Origin of the sequence: Pseudomonas sp. FP2309 (assembly GCF_030687575.1) — a bacterium.
GTDB lineage: Bacteria > Pseudomonadota > Gammaproteobacteria > Pseudomonadales > Pseudomonadaceae > Aquipseudomonas.
Genome location: NZ_CP117439.1, coordinates 4,397,576 through 4,419,127, shown reverse-complemented (window position 1 = coordinate 4,419,127; position 21,552 = coordinate 4,397,576). Strand labels below are relative to the sequence as shown.

Here is a 21,552-nt window from a genome sequence, read left to right as displayed (position 1 = left end):
GGCGAGCTACACGCTACAAGCGACAAGTAAAAGCCCAGCGGCTCTTTCTTGCGGCTTGCAACGTGATGCTTGCAGCTGCTTTATGCATAAAGCTCGATTGAGGGGCACGCACACACCAGGTTGCGATCACCAAACACGTTGTCGACGCGGCCCACCGGCGGCCAGTATTTGCCTTCGATCAACGACGCAACCGGGTACACCGCCTGCTCACGGCTGTACGGGTGGCTCCATTCGCCAACCAGTTCGGCGGCGGTGTGTGGCGCGTTTTTCAACGGGTTGTCGTCCTTGTCCAGGGTGCCGTTTTCCACGGCGCGAATTTCTTCGCGGATGGCGATCATGGCGTCACAGAAGCGGTCCAGTTCTTCCTTGGATTCGCTTTCGGTCGGCTCGATCATCAACGTCCCGGCCACCGGGAACGACATGGTCGGGGCGTGGAAGCCGAAGTCGATCAGGCGCTTGGCCACGTCGTCCACGCTGATGCCACTGCTGTCCTTGAGCGGGCGCAGGTCCAGGATGCATTCGTGCGCCACCAGGCCGTTGCTGCCGGTGTACAGCACGGGGTAGTGCTCTTCCAGGCGACGGGATATGTAGTTGGCATTCAGGATCGCCAGTTGCGAGGCGCGTTTGAGACCTGCGCCGCCCATCATGCTGATGTACATCCAGGTGATCGGCAAAATGCTCGCGCTGCCGAACGGTGCGGCGCAGACCGCGCCTTCCTTGCGTTCCATGGCCGCATGACCGGGCAAAAACGGCGCAAGGTGGGACTTGACGCCAATCGGGCCAACGCCGGGGCCGCCACCGCCGTGAGGGATGCAGAAGGTTTTGTGCAGGTTCAGGTGGGACACGTCGCCGCCGAACTTGCCCGGTGCGCAGAGGCCCACCATCGCGTTCATGTTGGCGCCGTCGATGTACACCTGGCCGCCGTTGTCGTGGATGATCCCGCAGATTTCACGGATGCCTTCCTCGAACACGCCGTGGGTGGACGGGTAGGTGATCATCAGCGCGGCGAGGTGCTCGCGGTGCTCGACGGCCTTGGCGCGCAGGTCTTCGATGTCAACGTTGCCGCGGGCGTCGCAGGCCGTCACCACCACACGCATACCGGCCATGTTGGCGGTGGCGGGGTTGGTGCCGTGGGCGGACGAGGGAATCAGGCAGATGTCGCGGCGTTCGTCGCCACGGCTCTGGTGGTAGGCACGGATGGCCAGGAGGCCGGCGTACTCACCTTGGGATCCGGCGTTGGGCTGCAGCGAAATCGCGTCGTAACCGGTGGCCGCGCAGAGCATGGCTTCCAGTTCGGTGGTCAGTTGCAGGTAGCCGGCGCTTTGTGCGGCGGGGGCGAACGGGTGCAAGGCACCGAATTCGGCCCAGGTCACCGGGATCATTTCGCTGGCGGCGTTGAGCTTCATGGTGCACGAGCCCAGCGGGATCATGGTGCGGTCCAGGGCCAGGTCCTTGTCGGCCAGCTTGCGCAGATAGCGCATCAGCTCGGTTTCCGAATGATAGCGGTTGAACACCGGGTGGCTGAGAATCGGCGACTGGCGCAGCAGGGCGGCGGGCAGCGTGCTTTGCGTCTCGGCGAAGGCTGGCAGTGCTTTGCCCTCGGCGAAGAGGCTCCACAGTGCTTCGATATCGGCCTGGCTGGTGGTTTCGTCGACGGACACGCCAACACGCTCGGCATCCACCACACGCAGGTTGATGCGCTGGGCGCAGGCCTTGTCGTGCAGGGCAGCGGTCGCGGCGCCGGTGTTGAGCGTGAGGGTGTCGAAGAAGTGCGCTTGCTCAACCTTGAGCCCCAGTGCGGTCAGGCCCTTGGCCAGGATCGCGGTCAACTGGTGAATGCGCTGGGCGATCTGGGTCAGGCCTTTGGGCCCGTGGTACACGGCGTACATGCTGGCGATGTTGGCCAGCAGCACCTGGGCGGTGCAGATGTTGCTGGTGGCTTTCTCGCGGCGGATATGTTGCTCGCGGGTCTGCATGGCCAGGCGCAGGGCCGGCTTGCCGAAACGGTCCACGGACACCCCGACCAGACGGCCCGGCATGTCGCGCTTGAACGCGTCCTTGGTAGAGAAGTACGCCGCGTGCGGGCCACCAAAGCCCAGCGGCACGCCGAAGCGTTGCGCGCTGCCGATGGCGACGTCGGCGCCGAACTCACCCGGCGGGGTCAGCAGGGTCAGGGCCAGCAGGTCGGCGGCCACAGCCACCAGTGCGTTGGCGGCGTGGAAGCGTTCGGTCAGTTCGCGGTAGTCGAATACATCACCGTTGCTCGCCGGGTATTGCAGCAAGGCGCCGAAAAACGCGCTCACGTCGCTCAGTTCGCGCTCATCGCCCACCACCACGTCAATGCCCAGTGGCTCGGCACGGGTACGCAGTACGTCCAGGGTTTGTGGGTGGCTGTGGACCGAGGCGAAGAAGGCATTGCTGCCTTTGTTCTTGCTCAGGCGTTTGCAGAAGGTCATGGCTTCGGCGGCGGCGGTGGCTTCGTCGAGCAGAGAGGCGTTGGCGATCGGCAGGCCGGTGAGGTCGCTGATCAGGGTCTGGAAGTTGAGCAGCGCTTCCAGGCGGCCTTGGGAAATTTCCGGCTGGTACGGCGTGTACGCTGTGTACCAGGCCGGGTTTTCCAACAGGTTGCGCAGGATCGGCGACGGCGTATGGCAGTTGTAGTAGCCCTGGCCGATGTAGGTCTTGAACAGTTGGTTCTGGCCGGCGATGGCTTTGATCCTGGCCAGGGCGTCGGCTTCGCTCAGGCCGTCTTCCAGGCCGAGCACGCTGGTGCCCTTGATGCTTTCCGGGATGACGCTGGCGCTCAGGGCTTCCAGGGAATCGAAGCCCAGGCTGGCGAGCATCTGCTGCTCATCTTCCTGGCGTGGGCCGATGTGGCGGGCGATGAATTCGTTGGCGGTGCTCAAGTTGATCGTCATGGCGCGCTCCTCAGGCTTCAGCGTTGGCTTTGATCAGGCGGTCGTACGCATCCTGATCCAACAGCTTAGCCACTGCGCTGGCATCGGCCGGTTTAAAGCGGAAGAACCAGCCTTGGCCCATCGGGTCTTCGTTGACCAGTTCAGGGCTGCTTTCGAGGGCCGGGTTTACGTCGAGCACTTCTCCGTCCAATGGCATGTAAACGCCGCTGGCTGCTTTGACCGACTCCACGGTGGCCGCTTCAGCGCCCTTGTCGTAGGCCTGCAACTCCGGCAGTTGCACGAAAACCACATCGCCCAGCGCGTTCTGCGCAAAAGCGGTAATGCCTACGGTCACGCTGCCATCGGCTTCGGCGCGCAGCCATTCGTGATCTTCAGTGAAACGCAACTCGCTCATGGAAACTCCTCAAGGCCAGATTCGTCTGGTGGACGGGATTGGAATAATGGGGTTGCCAAGCAAAATCGCGGCCAATGTTATTAAATCCTTATAATTCAATAAGTTAATAAAATGGGTTATGACGTTATGCCATTCAGCTGTAGCGATTTCGCTACAGTCGGACCTTCGAAAAAAAGCCTATGTGGATCAAAGCCTTGCATGGCGCGCGAAAAGCAGGGTTGTAGCGATATCGTTCCACTGTAGCGCTTTCAGTACAGCGGATGTCGTTCTCAGACCAAATGTGCAGGTGGGTTTGGGTGGGAGGGGGCTTTTGGGGACTGCTGCGCAGCCCCGGCGCGGGACAAGCCCGCTCACCACCGAGAGCCGCGCGCCACCGTTAACCAGCTTCCCTGCTCAGGGCTTGTTGGGGATGCCGTACTTGCGCAGGCGATGGGCGATGGCCGTGTGCGAGGTGTGCAGGCGGCTGGCCAGTTGGCGGGTCGAGGGGTAGTGGGTGTAGAGCTTTTCCAGCAGGTCGCGCTCGAAGTCTTCCATGGCCTGTTCCAGGCTGTCGATTTCGCCGTCGCTTTGGCGTGCCACCGAGGTGCCGGCGATGTCCAGGTCGCCAATATCTATGAGGCTGCTTTCGCAAATGGCGGCGGCGCGGAAGATCACGTTTTGCAACTGGCGCACATTGCCTGGCCAGCGGTTGCCCAGCAACGCCGGGTAAGTGCCGGGCGCCAGGCGGCAGACCGGGCGCTGAATCTGCGCGCAGGCCTGCTGCATGAAGTAGCGGGCCAGCAGGAGGATGTCCTGGCCGCGTTCGCGCAGGGGCGGCACTTCGACGTTGAGCACATTGAGGCGGTAGAACAGGTCTTCGCGGAAGGTGCCTTCGCTGACCATTTTTTCCAGGTCGCGGTGGGTGGCGCTGAGGATGCGCACGTTGACCTTCACTTCGCGGTCGCCGCCGACCCGGCGAAAGCTGCCGTCATTCAGAAAGCGCAGCAACTTGGCCTGCAGGTACGGCGACATCTCGCCGATCTCATCCAGAAACACCGTGCCTTGGTTGGCCAGTTCCATCAGCCCGGGTTTACCGCCGCGCTGGGCGCCGGTGAAGGCGCCGGGGGCATAACCGAACAGCTCGCTCTCGGCGAGGTTCTCCGGCAGCGCGGCGCAGTTCAAGGCCAGAAACGGTGCACTGGCGCGCGCGCTGATGGCGTGGCAGGCGCGGGCCACCAGCTCTTTGCCGGTGCCGGTTTCGCCCTGGATCAACAGCGGCGCATCCAGGGCCGCCACTCGCTGCGCGCGCGCCTTGAGCGTACGGATTGCCGGCGATTCGCCGAGCAGCGCATCAAAGCCTTCTGCATGGTCGTGGTGCAGCGCTGACAGTTGTTCACCGATACGGTTGGGCTGATACAAGGTGAGCAGCGCGCCGGCGTCGGTGATCGGCGTCGCGTCCAGCAGCAAGGTCTGGCCGTTGACGCTGATCTCGCGCAGGGGCAGGCGAAAGCCGTTTTCCAGCAGGGTGTCGAGCAGCGCCGCGTCGTTGAACAGTTCGGCGATGCTTTCCCCGGCAGGTTCGCGCCCATAGAGAGCGATCAGTGCCGGGTTCGCCAGCAGGATCTTGCCCGCGCTGTCCAGCGCCAGGACCGGGTCGGTCATGGCGGCCAGCAGGGCGTCCAGTTGCAGGTGGCGACGTTGGCCGGGAAGGATGTCGACCACGGTCACGGCCTGTACACCCTGCACACTGAACAGCGCATCGCGCAGTTCTTCAAGCACCTCGGCGCTGAGCGTCGGCGCATCGATGTATACGTTGGGCGGCACCATTTCCACCGCATCCAGGTTGAGATTACGCCCACCGAGCAGGGCCAGGACTTCCTGGGTAATGCCGACGCGGTCGATAAAGCTGACGTGGATACGCATGGAGACGATTCTGGAGAGCGAGAGGCGGCAAGTATGCCTTGGTGGAAGGGGTCAGGTGAAATCTGAGGGCAAACACAGATCAAAAATGTGGGAGCGGGTGTGCCCCGCTCCACATGAGGGATTTGCAGTGTCGCTACGCCAAGTGCTCGGGTTTGACCGGATCGCCGGATTTCATATCCAGCTGCACGCGTACGTCTTCAAACATCAAGTCGTAGTGCTTGTGCTGCGCGCCGACGCTGCTATGGGTTTTGGGAATACCGTACTTTTCGACAATCTTGGTCACATTGCTGGCGAAGTTGTACGCCTGATCCTTGGGCAGGAAGAACGTTTCCTTCATATCCGTGCCTTGAATGCTGCCATGCAGGGTGAACTGCATGCCCTTGCCTTCGTGATCATGGGTGATGACTTCGTAGTCCAGGCACAGGTCGTAGCTGACATCGTCCTTGTTCAGTGCATGTCGCTCGATATGCAGGTGACCGGGTTCAAAGGTGGCCATAGGCGTCTCTCCTTTACTTCACAGATAGGTGATGCCAGGTGCTGCGGTGCTGATGCGTGTGCCGGCAGTGCCCTGGACGATGGTTTCGATGTCCGAGAGTGAACCGATCACCGCGGTTTTGCCAGTTTGGCGGGCGAACTCGCACGCGGCTTGCACCTTGGGGCCCATGGAGCCAGCGGCGAAGCCGAGTGTTTCCATGTCGTCGGGGTGAGCCTGGCTGATCGCTTTCTGAGTCGGTTTGCCGAAGTCGATAAAAGCGGCGTTGACGTCGGTGGCGATCACCAGCAGGTCGGCATCCAGTTGCGCGGCGAGCAAGGACGAACACAGGTCTTTGTCGATCACCGCTTCAATGCCGCGCAGCTTGCCGTCTTCGCCATACATCGTCGGGATGCCGCCGCCGCCGGCGCAGATCACGATGGCCTTTTTCTCCAGCAGCCACTTGATCGGGCGGATTTCAAAGATGCGTTTAGGGCGCGGGCTGGCAACCACACGGCGGTATTTGTCGCCATCGGGGGCGATGGCCCAGCCTTTCTCGGCAGCGAGCTTTTCCGCTTCAGCCTTGCTGTACACCGGGCCGATGGGCTTGGTGGGGTTCTGGAAGGCCGGGTCCTTGGCGTCCACTTCCACCTGGGTGAGCAGCGTGGCGAAGGGCACTTCAAAGTCCAGCAGGTTGCCCAGTTCCTGTTCGATGATGTAGCCGATCATGCCTTCGGTTTCGGCGCCCAACACGTCCAGCGGGTAGGGTGAAACGCTGGTGTAGGCCGCCGCCTGCAACGACAGCAGGCCGACTTGCGGGCCATTGCCGTGGGCGATCACCAGTTCGTTGCCGGGGTGGATCTTGGCGATCTGTTCGGTGGCGATGCGGATATTGGCGCGTTGGTTGTCCGCGGTCATGGGTTCACCACGGCGGAGCAAGGCGTTGCCGCCCAGGGCTACGACGATGCGCATAATGCAATCCTTCTAGAGTTCAGCCTGTGAGCACAGGACACCCTGTGGAAGGGAGCTTGCTCCCCGCCACATTTGACTGTGTGGCCTTTAGATATCCGCCAGTGCCGACACCAGAATCGCCTTGATGGTGTGCATGCGGTTTTCCGCCTGCTCAAAGGCAATGTTGGCCGGCGACTCGAACACCTCTTCGGTCACTTCCACGCCATTGGCCAGGTTCGGATAACGCGCGGCAATGTCCTTGCCAACCTTGGTTTCGCTGTTATGGAACGCCGGCAGGCAGTGCATGAATTTCACTCGAGGGTTGCCCGAGGCTTTCATCATGCTGGCATTGACCTGGTACGGCAGCAGTTGCTCGATACGCTCGTCCCACGCTTCGACCGGCTCGCCCATGGACACCCAGATATCGGTGTGGATGAAGTCCACGCCTTTCACGGCTGCTTTCGGGTCTTCGGTGATGGTGATACGCGCGCCGCTTTCTTCGGCAAACGCCTGGCATTGCTTGATGAAGTCTGCGTGTGGCCACAGGGCTTTCGGCGCGCCGATGCGCACGTCCATGCCGAGCTTGGCGCCGATCATCAGCAGCGAGTTACCCATGTTGTAGCGCGCGTCGCCCAGATAGGCGTAACTGATGTCATGCAGCGGCTTGTCGCTGTGCTCGCGCATGGTCAGGGTGTCGGCGATCATTTGGGTCGGGTGGAATTCAGCGGTGAGGCCGTTGAACACCGGAACACCGGCAAACTTGGCCAGCTCTTCGACGATTTCCTGCTCAAAGCCACGGTACTCGATGGCATCGAACATGCGCCCGAGCACGCGGGCGGTGTCTTTCATGCTTTCTTTGTGGCCGATCTGCGACGACACCGGGTCGATGTAGGTGACGTGGGCACCCTGGTCGTGGGCCGCGACTTCGAAGGCGCAACGGGTGCGGGTCGAGGTTTTTTCGAAGATCAGCGCGATGTTCTTGCCCTGCAGGTGCGGACGCTCGGTGCCGGTGTATTTGGCGCGTTTGAGGTCGCGCGACAGGTCCAGCAGGTAATTGAGCTCGCGGGTAGTGTGGTGCATCAGCGACAGCAGGCTGCGATTGCGCATATTGAAAGCCATGGTGGATCTCCTTCGGTTTAGGTTATCCCCTTGGCCGGCGCCTTGTGGGCGGCGGCCAAGGTGTGAAAGTCAGTAGTCGATTGGGTCGCGGATAATCGGGCAGGTCATGCAGTGACCGCCGCCACGGCCGCGGCCGAGTTCACCGGCGCTGATGGTGATGACCTCCACGCCGGCCTTGCGCAGCAGGGTGTTGGTGTAGGTGTTGCGGTCGTAGCCGATCACCACGCCAGGCTCCACGGCCACCACATTGTTGCCGTCGTCCCATTGCTCGCGCTCGGCGGCGAAGCTGTTGCCGCCGGTCTCGACCACGCGCAGGGCCTTGAGGTTGAGCGCTGCGGCCACGGTCTGCAGGAAGTTGGTTTTCTCCCGTTGGATATCGATGCCGTGCGGCTTGCTGTCGTCAGGGCGCAGGGTGAAAGGCACGATCTGGTTGACCACTTCGGGGAAAATCGTCACCAGGTCGCGGTCGCAGAAGCTGAATACCGTGTCCAGGTGCATCGCCGCGCGGGATTTGGGCAGGCCGGCGACGATCACGCGTTCCACGGCTTTATTTTTGAACAGGTTGCGCGCCAGTTGGCCGATGGCCTGGTGGGAAGAACGCTCGCCCATGCCGATCAGCACGACGCCGTTGCCAATCGGCATGACGTCGCCACCTTCAAGGGTGGAGGCGCCGTGTTCCTGGTCGGGGTCGCCGTACCAGATCTGGAAATCGGCGTTGGTGAACTCAGGATGGAATTTGTAGATGGCGCTGGCCAACAAGGTTTCCTGACGTCGCGCCGGCCAGTACATGGGGTTGAGCGTCACGCCGCCGTAGATCCAGCAGGTGGTGTCGCGGGTGAACTGGGTGTTGGGCAGCGGCGGCAGAATGAAGCTGGCGTGGCCGAGGAAATCGCGGAACATCTCGATGGTCTTGCCGCCGAAGCTGCTTGGCAGGTCATCGGCCGAGACACCGCCGATCAGGAACTCGGCAATCTTGCGTGGCTCCAGGCTGCGCAGCCAGGAACTGACCTCGTCGACCAGGCCCAGGCCTACCGTGTTGGCAGTGATCTTGCGCGCCAGGATCCAGTCCAGCGCTTCGGGGATGGCAACGATATCGGTCAGCAGGTTGTGCATTTCCAGCACATCAATGTCCCGCTCGCGCATTTTGGTCACAAAGTCGAAATGGTCGCGCTTGGCCTGGGCCACCCACAGTACGTCATCGAACAGCAGTTCATCGCAGTTGTTGGGGGTCAGCCGCTGGTGGGCCAAACCTGGGGAGCACACCATGACTTTGCGCAGTTTGCCGGCTTCGGAATGTACGCCGTACTTCACTTTTTCCGTGGTCATTTCAGATCCTCCAAGGAACAACAATTACAGGGTCAGGAAACCGTCGTAGAGCCCATAGGCCGCCACCAGGGCGCCAATGACCACTGCGGCAAAAATCAGTTTCTCGACAGGGGTGAAAATCGGTTTGCCCAGTTCATGCTTGGCCTTGGCGAACAGGATCGCGCCGGGCGCATACAGCAGGGCGGAAAGCAGCAGGTATTTGGTGCCGCCGGCGTAGAGCAGCCACACCGCGTAGATCAGCGCGACGGCACCGATGAACAAGTCTTTCCTGCGCTCTTTTAGGGCGTTTTCGTAGGTCTCGCCGCGGACCGCCAGCAGCAGGGCATACGCCGCCGACCACAGGTAAGGCACCAGGATCATCGAGGTGGCGAGGTAGATCAGCGACAGGTAAGTGCTGGCGGAAAACAGCGTGATCACCAGGAACACCTGGACCATGGCATTGGTCAGCCACAGGGCGTTGGCCGGCACGTGGTTGGCGTTCTCCTTGCGCAGGAACTCCGGCATGGTGTGGTCCTTGGCGGCTGCGAACATGATCTCCGCGCACAGCAGCACCCACGACAGCAGCGCACCCAGCAGCGAAATGATCAAACCGACGCTGATCAGCACCGCACCCCAGTGGCCCACCACGTGTTCCAGTACAGCCGCCATCGACGGGTTTTGCAGTTTGGCCAGTTCCGGCTGAGTCATGATCCCCAGGGACAGAACGTTCACCAGCATCAGGAATAGCAGCACGGTGATAAAACCGATCACGGTGGCCTTGCCCACGTCGCTGCGTTTTTCGGCGCGAGCCGAGAAAATGCTCGCGCCTTCGATGCCGATGAACACCCACACGGTGACCAGCATCATGTTGCGCACCTGGTTCATCACACTGCCCAGGTCGGGGTTTTTCAGGCCCCAGATGTCGGCGGTGAAGATCTCCAGCTTGAACGCGAACACAGCGATCAGCACGAACAGCACCAGCGGCACGACCTTGGCGACGGTGGTCACCAGGTTGATGAACGCTGCTTCCTTGATCCCGCGCAGCACCAGAAAGTGCACGGCCCACAGCAACACCGACGCGCCAATCACCGCCGCCGGCGTGTTGCCTTCGCCGAAGATCGGAAAGAAGTAGCCGAGGGTGCTGAACAGCAGCACGAAGTAGCCGACGTTGCCCAGCCAGGCACTGATCCAGTACCCCCAGGCGGACGAGAAGCCCATGTAGTCGCCGAACCCGGCCTTGGCATAGGCGTACACGCCGCCATCGAGGTCAGGCTTGCGGTTGGCCAGGGTTTGGAACACGAAGGCGAGGGTCAGCATGCCGACGGCGGTGATCAGCCAGCCGATCAATACCGCGCCGACATCGGCGCTGGCCGCCATGTTTTGCGGCAGAGAGAAAATCCCACCACCAATCATTGAACCCACGACCAGTGCAACCAATGCGCCCAGTCGAAGTTTTCCGGGAGATTCAGACATTGCATAACTCCAATGCAGGAGAAGAGAGACCACAGAATAAATCCGTGGGCTAATCAAACAGCTGACTCAGATCACTTCATTGGCACATTCCATTGTGAATTAATGACTTTGGGCTGAATCATCAGGCAATATGCTGCCTTGCAAAGCCGCGTTCCAGAGCGGTTGCTGCGAGATAATTAGTTATTTGGTGCTGCGTATGGACGATTGAAGTTAGACCGTTTTTCTGAATAAGCAAACTTTTCACGCAGGCGACGATAAATGGCGCAAAAGCGACAGAAGTAGTTGCTGTATTTAAATTCTAAATAAGCCTAAAGATTGTCATGCCGTTGAGTTATGAGTGCGCGGTTTTTATTGCGCTCTCTAATAAACGCTACACTCGCTGAGTTAATTAGTTGAGTACACGGTGGTCAGCTCATACTTTATGGATTCAGGAGTCTGCATGTCTCAACCGGCCGAAAAACTTCGACTCAGCGCCCTGATCGCCCTGGTGGTGGGTTCGATGATTGGCGGAGGGATCTTTTCTCTGCCGCAAAACATGGCCGCACGCGCTGAGGTGGGGGCGGTGTTGATCGGCTGGGCGATCACCGCCGTCGGCATGTTGACCCTGGCTTTTGTGTTCCAGACCCTGGCCAATCGCAAACCCGAGTTGGATTCCGGGGTGTACGCCTATGCCAAGGCGGGTTTCGGCGATTACATGGGGTTCTCGTCCGCCTGGGGGTACTGGATCAGCGCGTGGATGGGCAACGTTGGCTACTTTGTATTGCTGTTCAGCACCCTCGGCTATTTTTTTCCGGTGTTTGGTCAAGGCAATACGCCGGTGGCCATTGGTTGTGCGTCGTTGCTGCTGTGGGCCGTGCATTTCCTGGTGATGCGCGGGATCAAGGAGGCGGCGTTCATCAACCAGATCACCACCGTGGCGAAGATCGTGCCGTTGCTGATGTTTATCGTGATCGCCGCCGTGGCATTCAAGGCCGATGTTTTTACCCGCGATATCTGGGGCCTGGGCAATCCACAGATCGGCAGTGTGGTCGATCAAGTGCGCAACATGATGCTGGTCACCGTGTTTGTATTCATCGGCATCGAAGGGGCGAGTATCTATTCGGCGCGGGCCGAGAAGCGCTCGGACGTCGGCCGGGCCACGGTGATCGGGTTTCTCGGCGTGCTCGCGTTGTTGGTCATGGTGAACGTGCTGTCCCTGGGCGTCATGAGCCAGCCGGAGTTGGCCGGTCTGCAAAACCCTTCCTTGGCCGGAGTGCTTGAGCACATCGTCGGTCCCTGGGGAGCGATGTTAATCAGCCTCGGCCTGGTGGTGTCGCTGCTGGGAGCCTTGCTGTCGTGGGCGCTGCTCTGTGCAGAAATCCTCTATGCCACAGCCCATGACAAGACCATGCCGGCCTTTTTGAAAAAGGAAAACGCCAACCAGGTGCCGATCAACGCCCTGTGGCTGACCAACCTGATGATTCAGGTGTTTCTGGTGATCACACTGTTTTCCCAGAGCACCTACACCACGCTGATTTACCTGGCGTCGTCGATGATTCTGGTGCCGTACCTGTGGTCGGCGGCCTATGCGGTGTTGCTGAGCGGGCGCGGCGAAACCTATGAAGGCGCCCAAGGCCAGCGCATGAAGGATCTTTTGGTGGGCTTGATTGCTCTGGGTTACGCGGTATGGCTGCTCTATGCCGGGGGCCTGAAGTACCTGCTGCTGTCGGCGCTGTTGTACGCACCGGGCGTGATCCTGTTTGCCCTGGCCAAGCGCGAACAGGGGCAGCCGTTATTTACCCACCTGGAAAAAGGCATTTTCAGCTGCGTGCTCGCGGGCGCGGGGCTGGCTGCGTATGGGTTGTACAGCGGGGTATTGGCGCTTTGATCGGGGTGGCGAGCGGATTGGGGGGCTGCTGCGCAGTTCGGCGCGGGGCGAGCCCGCTCACTCCAACAAGCGTGGTGCCCACAGCAAAGCGTGTTCACCACTGCGGGCGGTGTGAGCCCAGTTCGCCCGCGGGCAAATCCCACTGCAACGGGGAGCCGCTGATGGTCAGCGGCGCGAGCAAACGATGGGCCTGGCCCCAGGCGGTTTGCTCAATCACCTGCCCTTGATCACCGGGTGCTTCGGCGCGTAACGCCGGTTGCTCCGGCACCGGGCCTGCCTCCACCAACAGCTTGGCCGTGCGCGCCAGCGACAACCGCGCCGAACCGCCACGGCCGGTTTGCAAACGTTCGCTCAAGGCGCGTATCACGCTCGCCGCCATCAAATACCCGGTCGCGTGATCCAGCGCCTGCACCGGCAGCGGCAGCGGAGTGTCCGACTGTTTCCAGACCATCCCTGCGTGGGCAATACCGCTGCTCATCTGCACCAGGCTGTCGAAGCCCCGGCGATTGCGCCACGGGCCGCTCCAGCCATAGGCGTTAAGACTGACGTCGATCAGACCGGGGGCGAGGGCTTGCAGTTGGCTGGCGGTGTAGCCCAGTTGCTCCAAGGCGTCGGCGCGGTAACCGTGCAGCAGGATGTCGGCGTCTTTGAGCAATCCTTCAAACACCTGACGGCCTTCGGGCGTCTTCAGGTCCAGACGAGCGCAGCGTTTGCCCAGGGTCATTTCCGGCACCACGCCGGGTTCGTTCCAGGTGGGGGCGTCGATGCGCAGTACGTCGGCGCCCAGCCCGGCCAGAAAACGGCTGGCCACGGGGCCGGCCAACACACGGGTCAAATCCAGCACCTTGATACCGGCCAGCGGGCGCGCCACCGAGCCGAGCCAGGGTTTATTGCAGGTTGTCTCGTAGGCCTGGCGCTGGACCAGCGCCTCGGCATTCACCGCCAGCCCCTGGGGATGGGCTTGCCAGGCCGGCCACGAACGCATCTGCGCCGCACAGCCGCCGGCTTCGACGATCGCCTGTTCCAGCTCGGCGGCATGCCATGGCGCGACGTGCCTGGCCATTTCGGCACGCTCAGTCACTTTGCCCAGTACCCGCTCGGCGGCGGCCCGATGATGGGGCGCGTTAGTGTGCAGGCGGATCCAGCCATCGGCGCTGGCGTAGTCGCCGGCCACCGGGTCCCACAGGGGCGGCACGTGCCAGCCCACGGGGCGAATCGAGGACGAGAACCAGAAGGACGCGAGGCGTCGGTCAACGCTGACGCCGGGTAAACGTTCGGTCTGTTGGCGGATCAGCTCGGCAACCGCTTGCCCGGCGGCGCCGATGCTGGCACTGGCCAATTCGGTCACGGCGTAGGTCGAGGGCAGCGCACCGGCTTCGCTAAAGGCCAGTGGCGTGAGGGGCAGGTCGAGTGCGGCTTGGATGGGGGTCAGCAGGTCAGTCATCAAAGGCCCTCCGTAAGAGAAGGGCCACTATAAAAGATCATCACACCGACGTGGCAACCCCCGGTTCCAACGGCAGATCAATGCTTGCGATGAAGCCGCCGTCCGGGTGGTTGGCCAGGATCAGGCTGCCGCCATGGCGTTCGGCGGCGCGCCGCGCGATGGCCAGGCCAAGGCCATGGCCCTGCGCGGTCTGGCCGGGGGCGCGATAGAAGGGTTCGCCCAGTTGGCTCAGGTATTCGGCTTCGACGCCGGGGCCGTGGTCGCGCACGCTGATCAGAATGCGTTCGCCGTGGCGCTGCGCCTGCAATTGAATGGCCTGGCCTGGCGGGTTAAAGCGTTGGGCGTTGCGCAGCAGGTTATCCACCGCCCGCTCGATCATGGTTGGCCAGCCCTTCAGATGCAGGTCAGGGGCGGCGGTCAAGTGCACCTCCTGGTCCGGCGCACTGAGCTGGGCGTCCTTTTGCAGGGTTTTGAGCAGGGGATTGAGGTCGACGTCTTCGGCGCTGGCGTTGTCGGCATCGACACGGGCCAGCACCAGGATTTCGCTGATCAACGCTTCGAGGCGGTCGCACTCGCGGGTCAGGCGTGGCCAGAGTTTTTCCCGCTCTTCGGGGCTGGCGCGTTCGGCCAGGGCCAGGGCGATGCGCAGGCGGGCCAGGGGCGAGCGCAGCTCGTGGGACACGTCGCGCAGCAACTGGCGCTGGCTGCCTATCAAGCTTTGCAGGCGAGCGCCCATGCGGTTGAAGTCGGTGGCGAGTACGCCGAATTCATCGCGACGATTGGCCAGGCGCGCCAGGCTGTTTTGCTGGTAGGTGGCCTGGCCCAGGTCATGCACGGCACCGCGCAGACGGCTGAGCGGACGGGTGATGGAGAGGGTGACGAACAGGCTGAACAGGGTCAGCACCACCAGGGCAATGGCCAAGGCGCTCAAGGGCCAGGTCAGGCTGCTGCGGTGCCATTGATCGAGTTCCGGGTGCGGGATGCGGTAGATCAACAGGTAGGTGTCGCCGGTCTTCTCGCTGGTGTATTCGGCGGTCAGGCGTCGCCAGGGCAGGTGGCCTTCCTGGCTGTCGTTCTGGCGGGCTTCAAAGGCGGCGGCGCGGCGCGGGAAAGTACCGCGCACCACCGGCTCGCCGCTTTCGTTGAGCACTTGCACGTCGATGTGGTACTGGCGCTTGCGCTGTTGCAGCAAGTCCTGGGCGGCGTTCTCACCTTGGGCTTCGTAGAGTTGGGTCCACTCTTGCGCCAGGTTATTGAGGCCGGGGTGACGGCTGAGAATCCAGGCATCCTGATTGAGCATGTGCCCAAGCAGGATCGACAACCCGGCAACCAAGGCGATGGCCAGCCAGAAGCTGGCCAGGATGCGCCAGAACAATGAACGCACAGGAAACCCTCAAACAGGAAAAGCCCAGTGGCGGGGGCCACTGGGCTGGGAGCATTAACGCGAGGGCATTATTGCGCTTTTTGCGCCTGTTGCGCTTTCCAGGCCTGGAATTCCTTCCACTCGGCACGGCGCTGTTCTTGCCGCTTGATGATGTCGTCGAACTTCTTCTGCTGGTCCGGCTTGAGCACGGCACGGATATCCGCCTGGGTTTTCTGCTTGCCGGCGGCGATTTCGTCCTGCATGGCCTTCTGGTCAGCGGCCGGCAGTTTGTCCAGGTACTTTTTGGTCAGGTCTTTGCGAGCGTGCCATTGGTCGCCCATCAGCTTGCCGATCTGCTGACGCTGTTCGCGGCTCAAGTCCAGTTGGCTGAAAGGACCGCCTTTGCCGCGCGGACCGTGTTCACCGTCGTGGCCCGGCCCGCCCATCATGTGACCTTCAGGGCCGCCCATCGGGCCTGGGCCTGGGCCTGGGCCTTCCGGCATGGCGGCCATGGCAACGGTCGGCAGGGCTGCGGCGAACATCAAAGCGATAAGGGTCTTGCGCATGGTGATTCTCCTGTCTCTATTCCGGTGAGTCCGGATGTGAGTAGATTACGGAGATCAAGGTCAGCCGCCGTCAGCGGAGCGTAAAGGTTTGGTAAGGGGGAGGGGGGCAGCTGCGAGCGTTCAGCGGCAAGTGGAGAGCCGCTGACTTGCTACGTGTAACTGCCTCAAACGCTGTAATAGTAACCGCGGCTGCGCAACGCAACGATCCGTGGCCGACCATCCGGGTGCGGGCCGATTTTTTTGCGCAGGTTGCTCACATGCATGTCCAGGCTGCGATCGTAAAGGGTCAGCTTGCGGCCCAGGGCGATCTGCGCCAGTTCCTGTTTGTCCAGGGGCTCGCCGGGCTGGCGCAGCAAGGCTTCGAGCAGGCGGCTTTCGGAGACGGTGAGGGTGAATTCCTGCTCATCGATACTGACCACGCCGCGCACCGGGCTGAAGCACAGGTCGCCCAGTTCCAGTTGAGTGGACACGGCGGCCGGATGGCTGCGGCGCAATACGGCACGCAGGCGCGCGGTAAGCTCGCGCGGATCGCACGGTTTGGCCAGATAATCATCGGCGCCGAGTTCCAGGCCGAGGATGCGGTCCAGCGGTTCGCCCCGAGCCGAGAGCATCAGCACGGGCAGCTCCGGGTGGTCGTTGCGCAATTGCTTGAGCAACTCCAGGCCGCTGCCGTCGGGCAGCATGACGTCGAGCACCACGGCGGCCGGTGCGCTGTCGGCCAAGGCCTTGCGCGCGCTCAAGCCATCGTGACAGGCACGCACCTGGAAACCTTCCTGGCTCAACCAACTGCTCAGCAGCTCGCAGAGCTCCTGGTCATCATCTATCAGTAACAGCTCGCTCATGACTCACTCAATTTAGCCATTGTCGACGGCGACGGTGCCCACCGCTGGCGAAGATCCCGCACAGCAAGGCGATCAGCGCGACGGCCCCGCCGGTGACAAACCACTGCTGTTGCTCGGTCAGCCATCGGCTCAAGGCGACGCCCTGTGAATCTTTGAGTTGCTGTGCCAGGCGTTGGTTCTCTTGGCGAAGGCGGTTCAGTTGAGCGTTTTCACGGCTGGCATCCGCGCTTTGCAGTTGCTTGCTCAGCTCTTCACGCTGGCGTTCGCTTTCTTTCAAACGTTGCTGCAGCTCGGTGATCTGGGCGCCGGCACTCAAGGACAGGGGCGTGGAACTGCCGGTGTTCGAGGTTTCTTCAGCGTGGGCCGTAGCCCCGATCATTAACACTGCCAACAGACACAACTGACGTAAGCGCATCGGAACTCCTGATTCCACACGAATATTCAGAATGTTGTCGGCAGGTTACCGGGAATAATGAGCAATTAGGAGCGCGCCGAACGCAAATGGTTCGGCGCGACCCGGGTCAAGGCAGGACTTGCTTGAACGGCTTGATCACGACGTCGGCGTAAACACCGGCTGCAACGTATGGATCGGCCTTGGCCCAGGCCTGTGCGTCGGCCAGGGAGGCGAACTCGGCCACGATCAGACTGCCGGTGAAACCGGCGTCGCCTGGGTCGTTGCTGTCCACGGCCGGATGAGGGCCGGCGAGCACGATGCGCCCCTCGGCTTGCAGCACTTTCAGGCGCTCGACGTGAGCCGGGCGTACGCTAAGGCGTTTTTCCAGCGAGTTTTCAACGTCGGTGGCAATGATTGCGTAGAGCATGTCAGTCCTCGGTTTTCGGCGTGGTGGGCTCGGTGTCATGCAGGTGGCGCGACAGGTAGATGCCCTGGCCGACCAGGAACAACACGGTCATGCCCAGGCTACCGAACACTTTGAAGTCGACCCAGTAGTCCTGGAATGTGAACGCCACGAACAGGTTGGCGGCGCCGCAAAAGATGAAAAACACGATCCAGGCCACGTTCAGGCGTGTCCATACCGGCTCCGGCAGGGTCAGCGCATGGCCCATGATCCGCTTGATCAGCAGGCGGTCGCCGATGAAGTGGCTGCCGATGAACGCCAGGGCGAACAGCCAGTTCACCACCGGGGCTTTCCATTTAAGGAAGGTTTCGCTGTGAAAGGCCAGGGTCAGGCTGCCGAAAACCAGGCACGCGACCAGGGTCAGCCATTGGCTTTTTTCCAGTTTGCGCTGGGAGATGAAGAGCGCACCGTAGACCACGATTGAGCTGATGATCAGCACCGCGGTGGCGCTGTAGATGCCGCCGACAGTCAGCTCATGGCCGGCCAGATCGACGACCCGAGGGTCAAGTTTATAAACGATGAAAAACAGCAACAGCGGGATGAAGTCGATGAATTGTTTCACAGTAAGAGCCAGAAGCTGGATGTGGCGGCATAATAACAAACATCCTTGGTTGCGAAAGCGCCAGCTGACTTGAGGTTACAAACACCCGTGAATGTTGATTTGCACTGCCACAGCACGGCCTCCGACGGCGCCCTGGCGCCCGCGGTACTGGTTGCGCGTGCGTTTGAAAAAGGCGTGCGAGTCCTGGCGTTGACCGACCACGACACCCTCGAAGGCCTTGATGAGGCCCGTACGGCGGCCCATGCCTTGGGCATGCAACTGGTCAACGGTGTCGAGTTGTCCTGCACCTGGGGCGGCGCCACCATTCATGTGCTCGGTTATGGTTTTGATCAAACCGCGCCGCCGCTGGTACAGGCCATCGCCGATTTGCACGATGGCCGCTGGCTGCGGTCCGAAGAAATAAGCCGCAAGCTCAGCCTCAAAGGCATGCCCAACGCCCTTGAAGGCGCCCGCGCCATCCAGCAGGAACTGGGCGACAGCGGTAATGCGCCGGCCCGTCCGCACTTTGCTGACTGGATGGTGCGTGAAGGGTTTGTCAGGGACCGCGCCGAAGCCTTCCGCAAATGGCTGGGCGCCGGCAAGTTGGGCGATGTGAAGCAACATTGGCCGACCCTTGAGGACACCGTCGAGACGCTGCGGGCCGCCGGGGCCTGGGTCAGCCTGGCGCATCCCTGGCATTACGATTTCACCCGCAGCAAACGCCGCAAGCTGATAGGCGACTATATTGGAGCGGGCGGCCACGCTATCGAAGTGGTCAACGGGCATCAACCCGCCGAACAGGTCGGCAGCCTGGCGATACTTGCCCGCGAGTTTGGTCTGCTGGTCAGTGCCGGCAGTGACTTTCATGGCCCAGGCGGCTGGTCCGAGATCGGCGAGTATCGCCCCGTCCCGGACGATCTGCCGCTGTTGTGGGGGCGATTCAAGCATGACCCCATTATTGCCACCGTCTGAACAGGTAGAACACGTGAGTCAATTCTTCCAGATTCATCCGGAAAACCCCCAGGCGCGCCTGATCAAGCAGGCCGTTGAGATCATTCGCGCCGGTGGCGTGGTGATCTACCCCACCGATTCGTCCTACGCCATTGGTTGTCAGATCGGCGACAAGGGCGCGGTCGAGCGCGTCAGACGTCTGCGTCAGTTGGACGACAAGCACAACTTCGCGCTGATCTGCAGTGACTTGTCGCAACTGGGGCTGTTCGCCAAGGTCGATACCGGTACCTTCCGCCTGCTCAAAGCGCACACCCCGGGGCCCTACACCTTCATTCTCAACGCTACCCGCGAAGTGCCGCGCCTGCTGCTGCACCCCAAGAAGCGCACCATTGGCCTGCGCGTGCCGGAGCACCCGATTGCCCTGGCGCTGCTGGCCGAGTTGGGCGAGCCGTTGATGAGTGTGTCGTTGATCATGCCGGGCGATACCGAGCCCCTGGAAGATCCATACGAAATGCGCCAACTGCTGGAAAAACAGGTGGACCTGATCATCGACGGCGGTTTCGGCGGCGCTAAAGCCTCCACCGTGATCAACCTGGCAGATGGCGAACCCGAAGTGATTCGTGTGGGCTGCGGCGATCCAGCGCCCTTTATGGTCGAGGCCTGAATGTCGTCTGTGGAAACCGTCGACCCGCAGGCGGGCGCCCAGCAGGAACTGCCGTTTGCCATGGTGTATGGTCAGGCCGTGCTGGAAATGCCGCTGGATCTGTACATTCCGCCGGACGCCCTGGAAGTCTTTCTGGATGCCTTCGAAGGCCCGCTGGACTTGCTGCTGTACCTGATCCGCAAGCAGAACATCAATATCCTCGACATCCCGGTGGCGGAAATTACCCGCCAGTACATGGGCTATGTCGAGTTGATGCAGTCGGTGCGCCTGGAACTGGCGGCCGAGTACCTGGTGATGGCCGCGATGCTCGCCGAGATCAAGTCGCGCATGCTGCTGCCGCGCTCGGAGACGGTGGAGGCCGAAGAGGACGACCCGCGCGCCGAACTGATCCGTCGCTTGCAAGAGTACGAACGTTTCAAGGCGGCCGCGGAAGGTATCGACGGTCTGAGCCGTGTGGGCCGTGACGTGGTGGTGCCCAAGCTCGACGCGCCCGAGGCCCGTGCGCGCAAGCTATTGCCGGACGTGAGCCTGGAAGAATTGCTGATGTCCATGGCCGAGGTGCTGCGCCGTGGCGATATGTTTGAAAGCCACCAGGTCAGCCGTGAGGCCTTGTCGACCCGCGAGCGCATGAGTGATGTGCTGGAGCGCCTCAAGGGCGGCGGCTTCGTGCCGTTTGTCGAGTTGTTTACCCAGGAAGAAGGGCGTCTGGGGGTGGTGGTGACCTTTATGGCGATCCTTGAGCTGGTCAAGGAATCCTTGGTCGAGCTGGTCCAGAATGAGCCTTTTGCGGCTATCCACGTGCGGGCGCGAGCCGAATAAAGAGCTGAATCGATGAATCTGACTGAACCCCGCGAACTGGCCCCTTTGCTGGAGGCTTTTCTCCTGGCCTCGGGCAAGCCGCAATCCCTGGAGCGCCTGTTCGAACTGTTTGAAGAGGCCGAGCGCCCCGAACCGCCGGTGTTCAAAAAGGCGCTGGAGATCCTGCGCAAGTCCTGCGACGGCCGCGCCTTTGAACTGCGCGAAGTGGCGTCGGGTTATCGCCTGCAGATCCGCGAGAAATTTTCCCCGTGGGTCGGTCGCCTGTGGGAAGAGCGTCCGCAGCGCTATTCACGGGCGATGCTGGAGACCATGGCGCTGATTGCCTATCGCCAACCCATCACCCGTGGCGAGATCGAGGACGTGCGCGGCGTTGCGGTCAACAGCCATATCGTCAAGACGCTGCTGGAGCGTGAGTGGATCCGCATCGTCGGTTACCGCGATGTGCCGGGCAAACCGGCGATGTTCGCCACCACCAAAGTGTTTCTCGATCACTTCAACCTGAAAAACCTCGACGACCTGCCACCGCTCGCCGAACTGCGCGAGATGGAAGCCGAGCCGGTGCTGGACTTCGACGACGCGCCGGTGCCCCCAGGCTTGCAGGAGCTGGCTGACGCGACGGCCGAGCCGGAAGAGCCCAAGGACGAAACCAGTTTCCATACCTTGCTGCTGGAACTGGACGACATGGAGCAGGGCATCAAGACCGACTTTGATGACTTGTTGCGTGATGGCGCCGCCGAGTCTGAAGCCGCGGTAACGGCGGACGTTGAGGCTGAGCCGGAGACCCCGCCAGAGCCCGAAGAAGACATCCTCGGCGTGGCACAAGCCCGCGAAAAACTCCTGGCCGCCGTCGCCGCCCTTGAGCAACCGCCCCTGAGCGACGAGGAAGACGAAGCCCGGGCCCTGGCCGAAGCCATCGAGAACGAACGCCGCCAGTTCGAAGACTGAGGCCGTCTCATGGTGCTCCGGGCACCACCGGTCGGCGGAAAAACCGATGACGTCGGACTTATCGACTAGTCTCTGATGCGCAACGCGCGCCATACGCGTATGATTCGCGACCCTTTGCCGACCTATTCGGCGAAAGCCCAGCTTTCAACACTCTTCAGG

20 protein-coding genes are annotated in these 21,552 nt (G+C 61.8%); 5 read left to right on the top strand and 15 right to left on the bottom strand.

What is annotated here, in order from left to right; genetic code table 11:
- Positions 1-80: 80 nt before the first annotated feature.
- From gcvP to arcD (PSH59_RS20275), 8 genes are all read right to left on the bottom strand, one after another.
- On the bottom strand, positions 81-2,918 hold the full coding sequence (gcvP, locus tag PSH59_RS20310) for an aminomethyl-transferring glycine dehydrogenase (RefSeq protein WP_305393530.1): 2,838 nt from the start codon (positions 2,916-2,918) through the stop codon (positions 81-83).
- Positions 2,919-2,928: 10 nt separating this feature from the next.
- Positions 2,929-3,312, bottom strand: a complete 384-nt coding sequence (gcvH, locus tag PSH59_RS20305; protein ID WP_248080047.1) for a glycine cleavage system protein GcvH — start codon at positions 3,310-3,312, stop codon at positions 2,929-2,931.
- Between the two features lie 393 nt (positions 3,313-3,705).
- On the bottom strand, positions 3,706-5,214 hold the full coding sequence (locus PSH59_RS20300) for a sigma-54-dependent transcriptional regulator (RefSeq protein WP_248080049.1): 1,509 nt from the start codon (positions 5,212-5,214) through the stop codon (positions 3,706-3,708).
- 133 nt (positions 5,215-5,347) lie between these two features.
- Entirely contained in the window at positions 5,348-5,710 is a 363-nt protein-coding gene (locus tag PSH59_RS20295) for a DUF5064 family protein (protein WP_248080050.1), read from the bottom strand.
- Between the two features lie 18 nt (positions 5,711-5,728).
- Positions 5,729-6,658, bottom strand: a complete 930-nt coding sequence (gene arcC, locus PSH59_RS20290) for a carbamate kinase (protein WP_305393529.1) — start codon at positions 6,656-6,658, stop codon at positions 5,729-5,731.
- An 87-nt stretch (positions 6,659-6,745) separates the two neighbouring features.
- Positions 6,746-7,756 carry an ornithine carbamoyltransferase gene (locus tag PSH59_RS20285; protein WP_305393528.1) on the bottom strand — a complete coding sequence of 337 codons (1,011 nt, stop codon included), beginning with the start codon at positions 7,754-7,756 and terminating at the stop codon, positions 6,746-6,748.
- A gap of 69 nt (positions 7,757-7,825) precedes the next feature.
- Complete coding sequence (gene arcA / locus PSH59_RS20280; RefSeq protein WP_248080055.1) at positions 7,826-9,082, bottom strand: arginine deiminase; 1,257 nt, start codon at positions 9,080-9,082, stop codon at positions 7,826-7,828.
- A gap of 24 nt (positions 9,083-9,106) precedes the next feature.
- On the bottom strand, positions 9,107-10,534 hold the full coding sequence (arcD, locus tag PSH59_RS20275) for an arginine-ornithine antiporter (RefSeq protein ID WP_248080057.1): 1,428 nt from the start codon (positions 10,532-10,534) through the stop codon (positions 9,107-9,109).
- Between the two features lie 439 nt (positions 10,535-10,973).
- On the opposite strand from arcD (PSH59_RS20275), the gene arcD (PSH59_RS20270) reads away from it, so the two are divergent.
- Positions 10,974-12,401 carry an arginine-ornithine antiporter gene (gene arcD / locus PSH59_RS20270; RefSeq protein WP_248080059.1) on the top strand — a complete coding sequence of 476 codons (1,428 nt, stop codon included), beginning with the start codon at positions 10,974-10,976 and terminating at the stop codon, positions 12,399-12,401.
- A 94-nt stretch (positions 12,402-12,495) separates the two neighbouring features.
- Here arcD (PSH59_RS20270) and PSH59_RS20265 read toward each other — a convergent pair whose 3' ends face one another.
- From PSH59_RS20265 to PSH59_RS20235, 7 genes are all read right to left on the bottom strand, one after another.
- Entirely contained in the window at positions 12,496-13,845 is a 1,350-nt protein-coding gene (locus tag PSH59_RS20265) for a CoA transferase (protein WP_305393527.1), read from the bottom strand.
- 40 nt (positions 13,846-13,885) lie between these two features.
- Complete coding sequence (locus tag PSH59_RS20260) at positions 13,886-15,229, bottom strand: HAMP domain-containing sensor histidine kinase (protein WP_305393526.1); 1,344 nt, start codon at positions 15,227-15,229, stop codon at positions 13,886-13,888.
- Positions 15,230-15,297: 68 nt separating this feature from the next.
- Positions 15,298-15,774, bottom strand: coding sequence for an LTXXQ domain protein (locus PSH59_RS20255; RefSeq protein WP_305393525.1), 477 nt, complete (start codon positions 15,772-15,774; stop codon positions 15,298-15,300).
- A gap of 164 nt (positions 15,775-15,938) precedes the next feature.
- The gene (locus PSH59_RS20250) at positions 15,939-16,616 is read right to left on the bottom strand and encodes a response regulator transcription factor (RefSeq protein WP_248080066.1); all 678 of its coding nucleotides are present in this window, start codon (positions 16,614-16,616) and stop codon (positions 15,939-15,941) included.
- Between the two features lie 7 nt (positions 16,617-16,623).
- Positions 16,624-17,031 carry a translation initiation factor 2 gene (locus PSH59_RS20245; RefSeq protein ID WP_248080067.1) on the bottom strand — a complete coding sequence of 136 codons (408 nt, stop codon included), beginning with the start codon at positions 17,029-17,031 and terminating at the stop codon, positions 16,624-16,626.
- A gap of 106 nt (positions 17,032-17,137) precedes the next feature.
- The gene (locus tag PSH59_RS20240) at positions 17,138-17,437 is read right to left on the bottom strand and encodes a YciI family protein (RefSeq protein WP_248080069.1); all 300 of its coding nucleotides are present in this window, start codon (positions 17,435-17,437) and stop codon (positions 17,138-17,140) included.
- A gap of 1 nt (position 17,438) precedes the next feature.
- Positions 17,439-18,035 carry a septation protein A gene (locus PSH59_RS20235; RefSeq protein WP_248080071.1) on the bottom strand — a complete coding sequence of 199 codons (597 nt, stop codon included), beginning with the start codon at positions 18,033-18,035 and terminating at the stop codon, positions 17,439-17,441.
- Positions 18,036-18,122: 87 nt separating this feature from the next.
- Between PSH59_RS20235 and PSH59_RS20230 the strand changes: the two genes are divergently transcribed.
- From PSH59_RS20230 to scpB, 4 genes are all read left to right on the top strand, one after another.
- Positions 18,123-18,986: a PHP domain-containing protein gene (locus PSH59_RS20230; RefSeq protein WP_248080072.1), complete on the top strand. Its 864-nt coding sequence runs from the start codon at positions 18,123-18,125 to the stop codon at positions 18,984-18,986.
- A 13-nt stretch (positions 18,987-18,999) separates the two neighbouring features.
- Entirely contained in the window at positions 19,000-19,629 is a 630-nt protein-coding gene (locus tag PSH59_RS20225; RefSeq protein ID WP_248080205.1) for an L-threonylcarbamoyladenylate synthase, read from the top strand.
- A gap of 120 nt (positions 19,630-19,749) precedes the next feature.
- Entirely contained in the window at positions 19,750-20,448 is a 699-nt protein-coding gene (locus PSH59_RS20220; protein ID WP_248080207.1) for a ScpA family protein, read from the top strand.
- Positions 20,449-20,460: 12 nt separating this feature from the next.
- Complete coding sequence (gene scpB / locus PSH59_RS20215; protein WP_305393524.1) at positions 20,461-21,393, top strand: SMC-Scp complex subunit ScpB; 933 nt, start codon at positions 20,461-20,463, stop codon at positions 21,391-21,393.
- Positions 21,394-21,552 lie beyond the last annotated feature (159 nt).